Source organism: Dryocola clanedunensis subsp. sulfonylureivorans (assembly GCF_016756775.1).
In the GTDB taxonomy this organism is placed as follows: domain Bacteria; phylum Pseudomonadota; class Gammaproteobacteria; order Enterobacterales; family Enterobacteriaceae; genus Dryocola; species Dryocola clanedunensis.
Map to the genome: position 1 here is coordinate 282,476 of NZ_JAERMU010000001.1, position 15,805 is coordinate 298,280.

The 15,805-nt window shown below is 53.5% G+C and carries 15 protein-coding genes; 11 read left to right on the forward strand and 4 right to left on the reverse strand.

Features of this window, described 5'->3' with window-relative positions; genetic code table 11:
- Window positions 1-203 precede the first annotated feature (203 nt).
- A complete protein-coding gene (locus HYQ67_RS01315; RefSeq protein WP_202300877.1) occupies window positions 204-1,388 on the reverse strand; it encodes a FliC/FljB family flagellin in 1,185 nt (394 codons plus the stop codon).
- A gap of 268 nt (window positions 1,389-1,656) precedes the next feature.
- Between HYQ67_RS01315 and fliD the strand changes: the two genes are divergently transcribed.
- The 4 genes from fliD (at window position 1,657) to amyA (ending at window position 5,456) form a co-directional block, all read left to right on the forward strand.
- Window positions 1,657-3,069: a flagellar filament capping protein FliD gene (gene fliD / locus HYQ67_RS01320; RefSeq protein ID WP_202300879.1), complete on the forward strand. Its 1,413-nt coding sequence runs from the start codon at window positions 1,657-1,659 to the stop codon at window positions 3,067-3,069.
- Window positions 3,070-3,086: 17 nt separating this feature from the next.
- Window positions 3,087-3,497, forward strand: a complete 411-nt coding sequence (gene fliS, locus HYQ67_RS01325) for a flagellar export chaperone FliS (RefSeq protein WP_202300881.1) — start codon at window positions 3,087-3,089, stop codon at window positions 3,495-3,497.
- Window positions 3,497-3,874 (forward strand): flagella biosynthesis regulatory protein FliT, encoded by a 378-nt coding sequence (gene fliT / locus HYQ67_RS01330; RefSeq protein ID WP_202300883.1) that lies wholly within the window; start codon window positions 3,497-3,499, stop codon window positions 3,872-3,874. The genes fliS and fliT overlap by 1 nt, the downstream gene beginning before the upstream one ends.
- 94 nt (window positions 3,875-3,968) lie before the next feature.
- Window positions 3,969-5,456 (forward strand): alpha-amylase, encoded by a 1,488-nt coding sequence (gene amyA / locus HYQ67_RS01335; protein WP_202300884.1) that lies wholly within the window; start codon window positions 3,969-3,971, stop codon window positions 5,454-5,456.
- A 98-nt stretch (window positions 5,457-5,554) separates the two neighbouring features.
- On the opposite strand, the gene yedD is transcribed toward amyA, so the two are convergent.
- The 3 genes from yedD to fliE all read right to left on the reverse strand — a co-directional run bounded on the left by yedD (window position 5,555) and on the right by fliE (window position 8,534).
- Window positions 5,555-5,968, reverse strand: coding sequence for a lipoprotein YedD (gene yedD / locus HYQ67_RS01340; protein ID WP_202300885.1), 414 nt, complete (start codon window positions 5,966-5,968; stop codon window positions 5,555-5,557).
- A 330-nt stretch (window positions 5,969-6,298) separates the two neighbouring features.
- Complete coding sequence (locus tag HYQ67_RS01345; protein WP_202300886.1) at window positions 6,299-7,492, reverse strand: CDP-glycerol glycerophosphotransferase family protein; 1,194 nt, start codon at window positions 7,490-7,492, stop codon at window positions 6,299-6,301.
- A gap of 730 nt (window positions 7,493-8,222) precedes the next feature.
- Window positions 8,223-8,534, reverse strand: a complete 312-nt coding sequence (gene fliE, locus HYQ67_RS01350; protein ID WP_202300887.1) for a flagellar hook-basal body complex protein FliE — start codon at window positions 8,532-8,534, stop codon at window positions 8,223-8,225.
- A 229-nt stretch (window positions 8,535-8,763) separates the two neighbouring features.
- On the opposite strand from fliE, the gene fliF reads away from it, so the two are divergent.
- From fliF to fliL, 7 genes are all read left to right on the forward strand, one after another.
- Window positions 8,764-10,464: a flagellar basal-body MS-ring/collar protein FliF gene (gene fliF, locus HYQ67_RS01355; protein ID WP_202300888.1), complete on the forward strand. Its 1,701-nt coding sequence runs from the start codon at window positions 8,764-8,766 to the stop codon at window positions 10,462-10,464.
- Complete coding sequence (gene fliG / locus HYQ67_RS01360; RefSeq protein ID WP_202300889.1) at window positions 10,461-11,453, forward strand: flagellar motor switch protein FliG; 993 nt, start codon at window positions 10,461-10,463, stop codon at window positions 11,451-11,453. Before fliF ends, fliG begins: the two co-directional genes overlap by 4 nt.
- Window positions 11,446-12,150 carry a flagellar assembly protein FliH gene (gene fliH / locus HYQ67_RS01365; protein WP_202300890.1) on the forward strand — a complete coding sequence of 235 codons (705 nt, stop codon included), beginning with the start codon at window positions 11,446-11,448 and terminating at the stop codon, window positions 12,148-12,150. Before fliG ends, fliH begins: the two co-directional genes overlap by 8 nt.
- On the forward strand, window positions 12,150-13,508 hold the full coding sequence (fliI, locus tag HYQ67_RS01370) for a flagellar protein export ATPase FliI (RefSeq protein ID WP_202300892.1): 1,359 nt from the start codon (window positions 12,150-12,152) through the stop codon (window positions 13,506-13,508). Before fliH ends, fliI begins: the two co-directional genes overlap by 1 nt.
- Before the next feature lie 12 nt (window positions 13,509-13,520).
- Entirely contained in the window at window positions 13,521-13,961 is a 441-nt protein-coding gene (gene fliJ / locus HYQ67_RS01375) for a flagellar export protein FliJ (protein WP_202300894.1), read from the forward strand.
- Window positions 13,961-15,208, forward strand: coding sequence for a flagellar hook-length control protein FliK (locus tag HYQ67_RS01380; RefSeq protein WP_202300895.1), 1,248 nt, complete (start codon window positions 13,961-13,963; stop codon window positions 15,206-15,208). Before fliJ ends, HYQ67_RS01380 begins: the two co-directional genes overlap by 1 nt.
- A 125-nt stretch (window positions 15,209-15,333) precedes the next feature.
- Window positions 15,334-15,801 carry a flagellar basal body-associated protein FliL gene (gene fliL / locus HYQ67_RS01385; RefSeq protein ID WP_202300896.1) on the forward strand — a complete coding sequence of 156 codons (468 nt, stop codon included), beginning with the start codon at window positions 15,334-15,336 and terminating at the stop codon, window positions 15,799-15,801.
- Window positions 15,802-15,805 lie beyond the last annotated feature (4 nt).

The window sequence follows — 15,805 nt, forward strand, 5'->3', positions numbered from 1 at the left end:
AAAACCCTGGCGAAGCAGGGTTTACAGACTGATGATAAACCTAAAGCGAATGCGTTTCGCAAAGATCTCACCGAATAAATAAAGAGGAAAATCAATTCATTGATTTTCGCCTGCTTATCACAAAGAAGGAAAAACCACGCTTTTTCCTTCTTTGTCAGCAATCTAAAACCCTGCCGAAGCAGGGTTTATCAGGCAGAAGGCGATTAGCCCTGCAGCAGAGACAGAACCTGCTGTGGAACCTGGTTAGCTTTAGCCAGTACGGAGTTACCCGCCTGCTGAATGATCTGCGCTTTAGACATATTTGACACTTCGGTCGCATAGTCGGCGTCCTGAATACGGGACTGCGCTTCAGACAGGTTAGTGGTGGTGTTGTTCAGGTTAGTTACCGCAGAACCCAGACGGTTCTGGATAGCACCCAGGGAAGAACGGAACTGGTCAACAGACGCGATTGCATCGTCCAGTGCAGCCAGTGGGTCTGTGGAAGCAACAGTAGTCAGCTTACTCAGATCCATATTCTTAGTGTCGAGTGTAAAGGTAGCAGTACCAGCAGTCACGGTGGCATCAGCCTTCGGGTCAACAGCGATGAAGAATTCAGTGGTATCACCATTGGCAACATTGATGCCTTTTTCTTTCAGGCTCTGCGTCTCTGCATCGCTGGTGGATTTGATGCTAACTTTAGCAAACATGTTGCCGTTTTCATCTTTAACGAGGGCACCAGCTACTGCTGCGCCGCCATTAGCCAAACCCAGACGGGTGGACAGGTCATCAGTAGCACCTTCTGCAACGGTTGCAGCGGTAACAGAAGAATCAAATGCAGCAGCCAGGTCGGTTGCGTCTACTGGTGATGTAGTCTTAGGACCATCAACGTTGAAGTTGTCCAGCTTCAGGGTGCTGGAGTCAATTTTCTTCAGGTCGATATCGATGGTTTCACCGTCGTTTGCGCCAACCTGGATGGACATCTTCTGATCTTTAGCCAGCACGTTCACGCCGTTGAACTGAGTCTGACCGGATACGCGGTCAATTTCAGACAGACGGGATTTGATTTCGTCCTGGATTGAAGACAGGTCAGAATCGGAGTTAGTACCGGTAGAAGCCTGAACGGTCAGTTCACGTACACGCTGTAAGTTGTTGTTGATTTCAGACAAAGCGCCTTCAGTTGTCTGCGCAACTGAGATACCATCGTTGGCGTTACGTGCTGCCTGAGTCAGACCTTTGATGTTAGAAGTGAAACGGTTAGCAATCGCCTGGCCTGCCGCATCATCCTTTGCGCTGTTAATACGTAAACCAGAAGACAGACGCTCAATAGAACTGGACAGTGCAGACTGGTTCTTGTTGATGTTGTTCTGAGTGATCAGCGAGAGGCTGTTGGTATTAATTACTTGTGCCATGATTATGTTTTCCTGTGTTTCAATTCTAGGGTTTATGGGTTTGGGTTTCCACCCTCGGCTTCGTCGCCGTTAAAACTGTTATCGTCTGGTCACCCATAACCTTTAGATTTTTTTTCACCTCAGCCCATTTTTTTTCTAACCGTCCGAAATACTCTTTTCCTCTACCTTTATTCTCGCCATTAAAAAAACCGAATTAGTCGTAAACTTTGTGTTTTCCAGGCCGATAATCCCGGTAATCTTTTTATGCGTAATACATTAAGGAAATAATATGCCAAGTATTTCAACGCTGGGAATCGGGTCTGGTCTGGACCTCGCAAGTATTCTCGATAGTCTGGAGGCGGCGCAGAAAGCCACTTTAGCCCCTATCTCTACTCAGCAGAGTTCCTACACTGCCAAGCTAAGCGCTTATGGCACGCTGAAGAGCGCGCTGGAAACCTTCCAGACAGCTAACACCGCGTTAGGTAAAGCCGACCTGTTCTCTTCTACTACAACGAACAGCAGCAGTACGGCGTTCAGCGCGACCACCTCAGGCAGTGCGGTTGCCGGGAAATACAGCATTAACGTCACGCAGCTGGCGCAATCGCAAACGCTGACCACTAAAGCAAGCCAGACGGACACTAAAGCGGCGATCGCTACCAGCGACAGCGTGCTGACCATTCAGCAGGGCGGCGGTAAAGACCCGATCACCATCGATCTGAGCGCAGCCGACTCTTCGCTGAGCGGTATTCGCGACGCCATTAACGACTCAAAATCTGGCGTCAGCGCAAGTATCATCAATACAGGGGACGGATACCGTCTTGCTATCACTTCTGACGATACCGGCGTTGATAATGCGATGAGTATCAGCGTCAGCGGCGACAGCGACCTGCAGGCCTTTATGGGCTACAACGGCACCAGCACCGACGGCAACAACGGTATGGAAGAGAGCGTCACCGCTCAGGATGCCGAGCTGACCGTTAACAACATCAAAATTACCAACAGCAGCAACACCATCGACGATGCGCTGGAAGATATCACCCTGAACCTGAACGGTGTCACCACCGGCAGCCAGACGCTGACCATTACGAAAGATATTTCAAAGTCTGAAACTGCCGTCAAAGCATGGGTTGATGCTTATAACTCGCTGCAGGATACCTTCGGCAACCTGACCAAATACACCGCGGTAGACAGCGGTGCCGACGCGCAGGATACCAGCAATGGCGCCCTGCTGGGTGATTCGACGTTACGTACGATTCAGACCCAGCTCAAAGGCCTGCTCACCTCTACGCAAAGCACTTCGTCCTACAAGACGCTGACGCAGATCGGCATCACGACCGACCCAAGCAGCGGCAAGTTAGAACTTGATAGCGACAAACTGGAAACCGCGCTGCGCAAAGATTCTGCTGGCGTGAAAGAGATGCTAGTGGGCGACGGCGAGAAAACAGGCTTAACCACAACTGTCGGCACTAACCTGACCAGTTGGCTCTCCAGCACCGGGATTATTCAGGCCGCCAAAGACGGCGTCAGCAAAACGCTGAACAACCTGACCGATCAGTACAACGCGGCCAGCGATCGTATCGACGTAGAAATGGCTCGCTACAAAGCACAGTTTACCCAGCTGGACGTCATGATGAGTTCACTGAACTCCACCAGTAGCTACCTGACTCAGCAGTTCGCGTCAACCAGCGACTCCAAAAGCTAATTAAACCAGGAGAAGACATGTACGGCGCAAGAGGTACACAGGCTTACGCAAAAATGGAAGTCGAAAGCGCAGTCATGAGCGCCAGCCAGTCTCAGCTGGTGAGCATGTTATTCGACGGGGCGCTCAACGCCCTGGTTCGCGCTCGTCTGTTTTTGCAGGATGGTAACCTGGAGGGGAAAGGGCTTTCCCTCTCTAAGGCCATCAATATTATTGATAACGGCCTTAAGGCCGGGATTGATGAAGCAAGCAGTGATGAACTGACTCAGAATCTGCTCGCTCTTTATACTTACATGGTGCGACGTATTTTCGAGGCCAACATGCAAAATGATATCAGCGCGATCGAAGAGGTCGAGAACCTGCTGCGTAACATTGCTGATGCCTGGAAAGAAGTTGCTCAGTCGCCTAACCGGACCCAGGACGTAGTCTAATGAATCATGCACCGCAACTGTATGCCCTCTATCAGCAGCTGTTAGAGCAAAGTAAGGTGATGTTGCACAATGCCCGGGAGGGCATGTGGGATGAATTGATCGCCAGTGAAGTTGATTACGTGAAGGCGGTGCATGATTTAACTGAATCCATGCGCGATATCAGGCTATCGACGCAGATTCAGGACCAGCTTCGCCCGACGCTTCGTACCCTTCTGGAAAACGAAACTGAGGTCAAGCACCTGCTGAAAATGCGAATGGATGAGCTGTCAAAACTGGTTGGACAAACCTCTATACAACAATCGGTGCTTTCCGCCTACGGAAAACAGGGAGGTCAGATACTGGCACCGAGGGAGACCCTGGACCCCCTCTCCTCTTGATATCCTGAGGTGCGAAAAAGCCAAAACTTTTTCGCACCATGCAAATTCATGTAAATCATTCATAATTGGGATCCTTGCCTCATGGAGCCTGACTATGCGCAACCCGACTTTATTGCAATGTTTCCACTGGTACTACCCCGGCGGCGGTGAGCTGTGGCGTGAAGTTGAGGCGCTGGCCCCCAACCTCAATGAAATTGGCGTCAACATGATATGGCTGCCACCGGTTTATAAAGGCAGCTCGGGTGGTTACTCCGTAGGTTACGACGTTTACGATCTTTTCGATCTCGGAGAATTTGACCAGAAAGGCAGCGTTGCCACGAAATATGGCGATAAAGCTCAGCTGCTCAGCGCACTCAAAGCGCTGAAAGAAAATGATGTGGCGGTGCTGCTCGACGTGGTGGTCAACCACAAAATGGGCGCCGACGAAAAAGAAAAAATCCGCGTTAACCGCGTCAATCAAGAAAACCGTAACGAAATCTCCCCTGAAGTTATCGAATGTGAAGCCTGGACCCGCTACACCTTTCCTGCACGCGCGGGTCAATACTCACAGTTCATCTGGGACTACAAATGCTTCAGCGGCGTCGACCACATCGAAAATCCCACCGAAGACGGCATCTTTAAAATCATCAATGACTACACGGGCGACGGCTGGAATGAGCAGGTCGATGATGAGCTGGGTAACTTTGATTATCTGATGGGCGAAAACATCGATTTTCGTAACCAGGCGGTCACCGAAGAGATTAAATACTGGGCGCGGTGGGTGATGGAGCAAACCGGCTGCAGTGGTTTTCGTCTCGATGCGGTAAAACATATCCCCGCCTGGTTCTACAAAGAGTGGATTGAGCATGTCCAGGAAGTGGCTGAAAAACCGCTCTTTATCGTGGCGGAATACTGGTCCCACGAAGTCGATAAGCTGCAAGAGTATATCGAGCAGGTTGATGGTCAGACCCTGTTGTTCGATGCCCCGCTGCAAATGAAATTCCATCAGGCCTCCAAAGAGGGCCGTGACTATGATATGCGCCAGATCTTCACCGGCACATTAGTCGAGGCAGACCCGTTCCACGCCATGACGCTGGTCACTAACCATGACACCCAGCCGCTGCAGGCCCTTGAAGCTCCGGTGGAACCCTGGTTTAAACCGCTGGCTTACGCGCTGATTTTACTGCGTGAAAATGGCGTGCCGTCGGTGTTCTATGCCGATCTGTTCGGCGCAAGCTACGACGATGAAGGTGGGGACGGCGAAACTTATCATATCGACATGCCGGTCATTGAGCAGCTCGACGATCTGATTCACGCCCGTGAGCTTTACGCCCACGGCGTACAGACGCTCTATTTCGACCATCCCAACTGCATCGCCTTCAGCCGCAGCGGCACAGACGAAGCGCCGGGCTGCGTCGTGGTATTGTCCAACGGTGATGAGGGTGAAAAAACCATCGAGCTGGGGGATAACTACGGCGGAAAAAACTGGCGGGACTATCTCGGCAATCGCGAAGAGACGATCGCAACCGATGAAAAAGGCACCGCCACCTTTACCTGTAACGGCGGCAGCGTCAGCGTATGGGTGATAGAAGAGGTGCTGTAGCCAAAAAGTTGTCGTCAAAAAAAGCGGGTGTCGCATGATCACCCGCCCTGATTTGTCGATAGCAGGCTGGATAAGCGTATGCGCCATCCACCGCAAAATTATTGGATGTCGCTGTCCAGCGGATGCTTATCCAGGTAATCCGCGCATTCCTGCGTCAGGCGGTCAACGCGTTTCAACGTCATACCCGCATACTCCAGGCGATCGCCTTCACGTTCGATATCATAGATCTCACGCTTATTGGTGATGTTGTAGAGCGTGTCTGAGCGCAGGGTCAGCCTGCCCGGCACCGCAATCACGCGCTGCCACTGGCGGCAATCCAGCGTATCCCCTTGCGGCGTCACCACGAGCGTCGCGATAGCTTCCGGGCTCACCATTTCACTTTGCGGTCCTTCAGACTGCCAGTATCCCGCAAAGCCTGCCGGTGCCGGCGCTTTGACAACTTCACGATAATCATCAACCTGCACGCAACCGCTCAGCGCGAGCAGTGCCACTAAACCTGCAACCTTCTTCATCGTCTATCCTGACTGCGGAGAAAAAAGAATTTTGGCATTAAAGCCCTCTGGCTGCCAGTGTTTCTGCCGCAAACTCCTCACTATACCGCGAGCCTTCTCGTTTTTGTTCTACCCAACTTTTAAGATTTCTGGTCGGTCTGCCACGAAAGTTGCTCTTCCTGCGTCAGCAGGGAATCGTTACCCCCCTCCCGAAGCAGGAGCCCTGATTTGAGTACGGCGTTGCCACGCCAGAAGCTTATCCCGCCTCTTTCTTCAATAAGCAAGATTGGCTATCGAGGTGAAATAATAGCCCGCGATGCGGACCTGAATGAAACTGAAAAATTGAAGCAACTAATATATTTGTTGTGCTTCAGCAGAACGTTCCTGATAAATATTAATAATTTTTCTTGCAATATCAGCACATGCTCTGGTGTTATCCGTTTCGAATAATGTTCTCGCAAGGCTGTCTCTTTTATCAGCTTTTGAATCGCGATAAAACATTTCACTCAGCGTGTCGACAAGATTATCATGGTTAATTTTATAGCGGTATTCATCGTCCCCAGGAATAAGAGAATAATCGAAATCCTCACCTTTATTGATATCAATGGTGGCAACAGGCTTCCCGGTTAATATAAAGTCATAGGCTATAGACGAATAGTCAGTGATCAGCGCATCAAAAGCACTGAGATGTGGGTAGATATCCACATCCGATGGCAGGTTGTACAGGTTTGAGCTTATAATATCATTTATCCCATTATCCTTTATGAAAGGATGCAATTTAATAAATGCCGTTATATTATTTTCCTGACAAAACATAACTATTGCGGATAGCATAGCGATGTTATTTAACCCTGCATTTTTCTCCCAGGTGGGAGCCAGCAAAACCTTTTTATTTTCTTTGTTATATAAAGCCCGGTAGGTGCTTTCATTCAACTCAGAACCTAACAACTCTTTGTCACACGCAGCTCTCAGCATCAGTTCATTTCTTGGATATCCTGCTCTAAGGATTTTTTGTGCACCAAAAAACTTCCGCCATTTTGAATCTATAAAAACAGATGAACTAATGTAATACTCAGGAGATGTTGCACCCAAAATGGAGCGGGTGACATTTATATTTGAGATATCTTTTAATTCAGTCAATGCTAAATCAGCTTCTTTAGGGCCAATGCCATGCCACATTTGAAAGGTCAACGCCCCACGTAAAGATGCCAGCAGCGCCATATTACCGCCAACACTATCCAGAGGGTTGACACAAAATATTGCAATTGCAGACTCTAATAAAAAATCCATTGATTTTCTGGTGTTTTTATTCAAATTGAAACATGGAAGTTCGTTCTTAACCATGTCTTCAATCAAACTTTCATTCGTCGAGCACCATTGTATATCTAAATGACTGTATTCTTTAATCATATAAAGATACAGGTATTTACAATTATCCGAAAACGAGTCCCTGCCAAAAAACAGAATTCTTGTTTTTTTCTGCTTTTTAACTGAAATTTGTTCGATATCTCTGCACAATTCCAAAAACAACTTAACGTCGCTCATTTTTCATCCTGCATATTTTATATTTGATTGATGTGCTAATAATACTAATTCTGAACAGGAGGGCAATGTAAAAGAAGATAGAAGCCTGCGATGAAAACGCGTTAAATAGCCAGGTTGACGCCAGGTCACGATAATCTGAATAACATCGCCGGCCCCCGGAACAGTGCCCATACAGACAGACTGTTAACATGGCAGGGTTTTCTCATGCCCCATCAGGCAATGGCATGGTTGGGAAGTCCCCTGATACTCCACATCAAGCTGAGCTGCTGCACACCTACCCTCATCTGTCTTTTTCGGATCGTCGTGCATGAGCAGCCCGTTAAAAATCGGCTCAGGTGGTCGTCGCTCCAGCCGTTTGCAACAGGCAGCAAGGGCGTTTTCATCAGGGGATCATTGCCAGTTCGGCGGGAAACGTCAGAAGCGTTCATTCCACTATGGGAAAAACGATTAGTCCAAAAGATAGGGGGCTCGCGGGCGGCGAAGTAATACGCCTGGCAGGCGGTGCGATATCGAAAACCTAATCACTCCTGGCGCGCCTGCGCATACTGGTCAATTCGGGTTGGAACAAACCCACATTTCAACGTGTGACAAATGAACCCATCAACTGCACGGATGGATAAAAAAACGACAGTTTGCCATTTGGGACATCAAACTATCATCATTTTCCCATCCCTGCCCTGCGCAAAAGCCGTTTGATAAACCCCATGGAGAGACCAAACAGCCTGATGCACTACACCTGCATATTCATCACTTCTGAGTAAGCTGACACCAGCTTATTACGTACCTGAAGACCCATCTGTAATGACACCGAGGATTTCTGCAAATCGACCATCACATCGTTAAGGGCGACGCCCGGCGTACCTAATGCAAACTTTTGTGCCTGAGTCCGTGCGTTGGTCTGCGTTTCGCTGATGCGGCCGAGGGCAGACTGTAGCTCCCCCGCAAAACTGACCTTAGGTTCATAGCTTTGCGTTTGATTTCCTGCACTTAGCGCCGTTGCCTGTAGCTGCTGAAGAACACCTTCAATTCCCTGAATTGCCATTTTTCTGCTCCAGTGTTGTTAGACGCAGCAAGATTACCATCTTGTCAATAGGACTAAGGCGCTAAATAGACGCAAAAAATAGAGCTAATTCACCAATCGAAATTATCTGAAACGAAAATAATGAATTCGCAATCTATCAGGAACTTTTGTCGTGTTTGTCGACCCGGGAGCTCGTTTTGTTTATCAGTTACACGAATTATTCTCTCTATGCTAAGCCGCGAGGTGCGTTATGACCGCATCGGCTCAAACACAAACACAAACATCTCCTGGTAAAGCACAGGAGTGGCTGGCACGCTTTCGAGCTAACCCTAAACTCCCCTTAATCGTCGCAGGTTCAGCAGCCATCGCTATCATGGTGGCCTTAACCCTGTGGGCCAAACAGCCCGACTATAAGGTGCTTTATAGCAATCTGGCCGACCAGGATGGTGGCGCAATCATTACCCAACTGACCCAAATGAATATTCCCTATCGCTACTCCGACAACGGTACGGCGATAGAAGTCCCGGCAGAAAAAGTTTACGACCTGCGCCTGCGCCTTGCTCAACAAGGTCTGCCAAAAGGCGGTGCGGTTGGCTTTGAGCTGATGGACCAGGAAAAATTTGGTATCAGTCAGTTTAGCGAACAAGTGAACTACCAGCGTGCGCTGGAGGGCGAACTCGCCCGTACTATCGAAACACTAGGCCCGGTGAAGAGCGTTCGCGTTCATCTCGCCATGCCAAAACCCTCGTTGTTCGTCCGCGAACAGAAATCCCCTTCTGCCTCCGTGACCCTGAACCTTGAGCCAGGCCGCGCGCTGGATGAAGGGCAAATCAGCGCCGTGGTGCATATGGTATCCAGCGCCGTTGCGGGCCTGCCGCCGGGTAACGTGACGCTGGTGGATCAGGGCGGCCATCTGCTGACCCAGTCCAATACCGCAGGGCGCGATTTGAATGACGCTCAGCTGAAGTACGCCACCGAAGTGGAAAGCCGTTACCAGCACCGCATTGAAGCCATCCTTGGCCCTATCGTCGGGAACGCTAACGTTCACGCGCAGGTTACGGCCCAGATCGATTTCGCCAATAAAGAGCAGACCGAAGAGCAGTATCATCCGAACAACGACCCGGCTCAGGCTGCGGTTCGTTCGCGCCAGCTCAATCAGAGTGAACAGGTCAACGGCCGTGCGCCGGGCGGCATTCCGGGCGCCCTCTCCAACCAGCCTGCCCCACCGAACAATGCGCCTATTACCACGCCGCCGCCGCAAAACCAGGCTAACGGGCAGCAGGCCGCGAACGGTGGTCAGACGCGAACAGCTTCTACCGCTTCCCAGACCGGTTCGAGCAATACCCAGCGCGATGAGACGACCAACTATGAAGTTGACCGCACTATCCGCCATACCAAGCTGAACGTGGGTGACATTCAGCGTCTGTCCGTGGCGGTCGTGGTCAACTATCGACAGCTGAAAGACGGCAAGCCGCTGCCGCTAAGCAAAGAGCAGATCAAACAGATTGAGAACCTGACGCGTGAAGCGATGGGCTACTCGGAAAAACGTGGCGATACGCTCAACGTCGTGAACTCACCGTTTACCGTCAGCGAAGAGACAGGTGGCGAACTGCCATTCTGGAAGCAACAAGCCTTCTTCGACATGTTGATGTCCGCAGGCCGCTGGTTACTCGTACTGATTGTTGCCTGGCTGCTGTGGCGTAAAGTCGTCCGTCCACAGATTCAGCGCCGTGAAGAGCTACAGAAAGCGCAAATCGAAGCGATGAAGCAGCGCGAAGAGCAGCAGGAAGCCGTCTCGGTACGCCTGAGCAAAGACGAACAGCAGCAGCAGCGTAAAGCTAATCAGCGCCTGAGCGCAGAAGTCATGAGCCAGCGTATCCGCGATATGTCTGATAACGATCCGCGCGTTGTTGCGCTGGTTATCCGCCAATGGATGAGTACCGAAATATGAGTATTACCGGAACAGAAAAGAGCGCCATTCTGTTAATGACTATTGGCGAAGACCGCGCCGCCGAGGTGTTCAAACACCTCTCCCCGCGTGAAGTGCAGCATGTCAGCGCAGCGATGGCGAATGTCCACCACATCTCCAATCAGCAGCTGACTGATGTGCTGGCCGAGTTTGAGCAGGAAGCCGAACAGTTCGCCGCGATGAGCGTCAATACCAACGACTACCTGCGTTCGGTCCTGACTAAAGCCCTGGGCGAAGAGCGTGCTTCCAGCCTGCTGGAAGATATTTTCGATACCCGCGAAACCACATCGGGTATGGAAACGCTCAACTTCATGGAGCCGCAGAGCGCCGCGGACCTTATTCGCGACGAGCATCCGCAGATCATCGCCACCATCCTGGTGCACCTCAAACGCAGCCAGGCGGCGGATATTCTGGCGCTGTTCGAAGAGCGTCTGCGCAACGACGTCATGCTGCGTATCGCCACCTTTGGCGGCGTTCAGCCTGCCGCGCTGGCGGAGCTGACCGAAGTGCTCAACAACCTGCTCGACGGCCAGAACCTCAAGCGCAGCAAAATGGGCGGCGTAAGAACGGCCGCAGAAATTATCAACCTGATGAAAAGCCAGCAGGAAGAAGCCGTTATTACCGCGGTGCGCGACTTCGACGGCGAACTGGCACAGAAAATTATCGACGAGATGTTCCTGTTCGAAAACCTGGTGGCCGTGGACGACCGCAGCATCCAGCGCCTGCTGCAGGAAGTGGAATCCGAGTCCCTGCTGGTCGCCCTGAAGGGTGCCGAGCAGCCGCTGCGCGAGAAGTTCCTGCGCAATATGTCCCAGCGTGCGGCAGATATCCTGCGCGACGATCTCTCCAACCGTGGCCCGGTTCGCCTGTCTCAGGTGGAGAACGAACAGAAGGCCATCCTGCTGATTGTTCGTCGCCTGGCAGAAACCGGCGAAATGGTCATTGGCACCAGCGAGGATACCTATGTCTGATTCACTGCCATGGAAGGCCTGGATGCCGGACGATCTGGCCCCCCCTTCCGTACCCGAGTTCGAAAGAATTACGCTGCCGGAAGGCGAGCACGATGCGGATGAACCGCGAACAGAGAGTGAGCCTGATTTACAGCAGACGCTGGCGATGATGCAGGCCCAGGCCCGGGAACAGGGCCATCAGGCAGGTTTTGACGCCGGCCGCCTGGCGGGCATTGAAGAAGGTCGTAAAGAAGGTATTGAACAGGGTCTGGAGCAGGGCCTCATTGAAGCCCGCCAGCAGCAGGCCCCCGTTCATGCCCGCATGCAGCAGCTGGTGAGTGAATTCCAGAACACGCTGGACGCGCTGGACAGCGTCATTGCCTCACGCCTGATGCAGATGGCTCTGGAAGCAGCACGTCAGGTCATTGGCCATACGCAGGGTATTGATAACTCGGCGCTGATTAAACAGATTCAGGGCCTGCTTCAGCAGGAGCCGCTCTTCAGCGGCAAGCCGCTGCTGCGCGTGCACCCGGACGATCTGGAGCGCGTGGAAGAGATGCTTGGCGCGACGCTCAGCCTGCACGGCTGGCGCCTGCGCGGCGATCCGAACCTGCATCAGGGCGGCTGTAAAGTCTCCGCTGACGAAGGCGATCTGGACGCCAGCGTCGCCACACGCTGGCAGGAACTCTGCCGCCTCGCCGCACCGGGAGTGGTGTAATGACCGCCCGCCTGACGCGTTGGCTCAACACGCTCGACAGCTTTGAAGAGCGTATGTCGCAGCTCCCTGCCGTGCGCCGCTATGGCCGCCTGACCCGTGCCACGGGCCTGGTGCTGGAAGCGACCGGCCTGCAAATGCCGCTCGGCGCCACCTGCATCATTGAGCAGCACAGCCGTGAAGTGGAAGCCGAAGTGGTTGGTTTTAACGGCGACAAACTGTTCCTGATGCCGCTTGAAGACGTGGAGGGGATTTTGCCGGGTGCGCGAGTTTACGCCCGCTCATCCAGTGAAGACGGCCTGCACGGCGGCAAACAGCTCCCCCTCGGCCCTGCCCTGCTCGGTCGCGTACTCGACGGCAGCGGCCGCCCGCTGGATAGCCTGCCCGCGCCCGAGACGACAAGTTTTGGTGCGCTCGGAGCCGCTCCGTTTAACCCCCTCCAGCGAACGCCTATCGAGGATGTGCTGGATGTCGGTGTTCGCCCAATCAACGCCCTGCTCACCGTTGGCCGCGGTCAGCGTATGGGCCTGTTCGCCGGCTCCGGCGTCGGTAAAAGCGTGCTGTTAGGCATGATGGCGCGCTATACCCAGGCCGACGTGATTGTCGTGGGCCTGATTGGTGAACGTGGCCGCGAAGTCAAAGATTTTATCGAAAACATTCTGGGTGCCGAAGGCCGCGCCCGTTCAGTGGTTATCGCCGCCCCGGCGGATGTTTCCCCGCTGCTCCGTATGCAGGGTGCCGCGTACGCCACGCGCATCGCCGAAGATTTCCGCGACCGCGGTCAGCACGTCCTGCTGATCATGGACTCCCTGACCCGCTACGCCATGGCACAGCGTGAAATTGCCCTGGCTATCGGCGAACCTCCGGCAACCAAAGGCTATCCGCCTTCCGTGTTCGCCAAGCTTCCCGCGCTGGTCGAGCGCGCCGGTAACGGCATCCACGGCGGCGGCTCCATCACCGCGTTTTACACCGTACTGACCGAAGGGGATGACCAGCAGGATCCCATCGCGGACTCCGCGCGAGCCATTCTCGACGGCCACATCGTTCTGTCACGTCGCCTTGCCGAAGCCGGACACTACCCGGCCATTGATATCGAAGCGTCGATAAGCCGCGCCATGACCGCGCTTATCAGCGATGAACACTACGCACGAGTCAGGCAGTTCAAACAATTGTTATCCAGTTTCCAGCGTAACCGCGATCTGGTGAGCGTTGGAGCATACGCCAAAGGCAGCGACCCGATGCTCGATAAAGCTATCGTGCTCTGGCCACAGCTGGAAGCCTTTTTACAACAGGGAATTTTTGAGCGCAGCGGGTGGGAAGACGCCTGCACGGCGCTCGATCTTATCTTCCCTACAGTGTGATGAGAGGTAGCCATGAACCAGAGCACGGCGCTGGACACTCTGCACGAGCTTGCGGAAAAAGATGTCGATGACGCGGCCATTCGATTAGGTGAAATGCGCAGGGGATTCCAGCAGGCGGAACAGCAGCTGAACATGCTGATCAACTATCAGTATGAGTACCGCAACAACCTCAACGACAACATGAGTCAGGGGATTGCGAGCAGCCGCTGGCAGAACTATCAGCAGTTTATTCAGACGCTCGAAAAGGCTATCGACCAGCACCGCCAGCAGCTGATGCAGTGGACGAATAAAGTCGATCAGGCGCTGACTTTCTGGCGGGAAAAACAAAAGCGGCTACAGGCGTGGCAAACGCTTCGCGATCGCAAAGCAGCTGAAGCGCTGCTGGTGGCAAACAAGCTCGATCAAAAACTAATGGATGAATACGCCCAGCGGGCAACGATGAGGAAAAGCTAATGATCAAACTGCCTCTGGTGACCACCACCGCCGCAGCCGATGCAGACTCCGGTCTGACAACGGCGGTGACGGGTAAAAGTGGTAAAGGCGCTAATGGAGCAAGCGACGATTTTCTGAGCCTGTTCGGCAAGGCCCTGCCGGGTCAGGTGACTCTTGAAGATGGTCAGACGCTCTCCCTGAGCGCTGCGCTACAGAAAGTGACCGGCAAAGATACGGGTGAGGAAGGCGCCGATAAAGGCAAAACGACCCTCGCCGACCTGCTCAACAAACTGGATACCGACAAACCAGAGGCGCTGTCCGCCCTGTTGGCCAACGCGGGAAAAAACGGTCTTAAAGACAAAACGGCGGTGACCGATGCAGCAAAAGACGGCGCGCATGAGTTAAGCAGTGCAGACATGCAGGCGCTCAGCGCGTTGTTTGCCATGTTGCCGCAGCAGACGCCGGCAACACCTGCCGCGACGTTAGCCAATGCCGCCACGGGTAAAGAGAGCGATGAAACGTCTGCGCTCAGCGCCCTGCTGGGCGGCGGCGCTGCGCAAGCTAAAAACACGACGGGCAAAACGGATAACGATCCGGGCGCGGCCGGCACCGCGAATGACGGCAAGTTTGCGCTAAAAACGACGCCATCTTCTGCGCAGCAGGCAGCAGAAGACTCAGCCTTGCCTGCGGCAGCCGTCGATAAAGACAGCCGCGACAACGCTATCAGCAATAACACCACGCCAACGGTGACGGCTACCCCTACGCTCAGCAGCGCGACCGTCAGCACACCGGTGAGCACGCAGGTCGCCGCACCTGTCGCACCGCAGATTAGCGCCCAGCTTGGCAGCCAGGAGTGGCAGCAGGCGGTCAGCCAGCAGGTCACGATGTTTACCCGTAACGGCCAGCAAAGCGCCGAGCTGCACCTGCACCCTGAAGATCTGGGTCAGATCCAGATCAGCCTGAAGCTTGATGATAACCAGGCGCAGCTGCAAATGGTCTCGCCGCACAGCCACGTCCGCGCCGCGCTTGAGGCTACCCTGCCAACACTGCGTACTGCCCTGGCAGAGAGCGGCATCCAGCTTGGCCAAAGCAATATCAGCGGCGGCGACAACTTCGCCCAGCAACAGCAGCAGTCCAACCAGCAGCAGCCTTCTCAGCGTGCGAACGGCAGCTTCCCGTCGTTTGGCGGTGAGGCAGAACCTGTCGTTGTACCGGCAAGCATCCAGCGCCTTGCTACGGGAAATAACGCCGTCGACATCTTTGCCTGAGCGATGTGACTTAAGTCAAACGTCCGAGGTAGCAACAAATATCCCGTGTTTTCCAGGCTTTGAAGGCCGGGAGAAAACGGGATAATCAGCCAATATGCAGTACCGATAAAGGAATAACGAGTAATATGACCGACACCGCTCAGACCAAAGGCCGCAAGCGCTCCATCTGGATGCCGTTATTGGTCCTGATCACACTCGCCGCCTGCGCCACCGCGGGTTACAGCTTCTGGCGGATGCAGGAACACCCGGCTGCACCTAAGGCTGCACAACCTGCCCCGCCGCCAGCACCGGTCTTTTTTGCCCTCGATACCTTCACCGTCAACCTCGGTGATGCTGACCGCGTGTTGTATATCGGTGTCACGCTGCGCCTGAAAGATGATGCCACTCGCCAGCGCCTGAGCGAATTCCTGCCTGAAGTCCGCAGCCGCCTGCTGCTGCTGTTCTCCCGCCAGGACGCCACCGCCCTTGCTACCGACGAAGGTAAGCAGAAACTGGTCGAAGCGATTAAAACGACGCTGGCACCGCCTCTGGTTGCCGGTCAACCTCAACAGGTGATCAGCAACGTGCTGTTTACCGCCTTCATATTGCGGTAGGGCC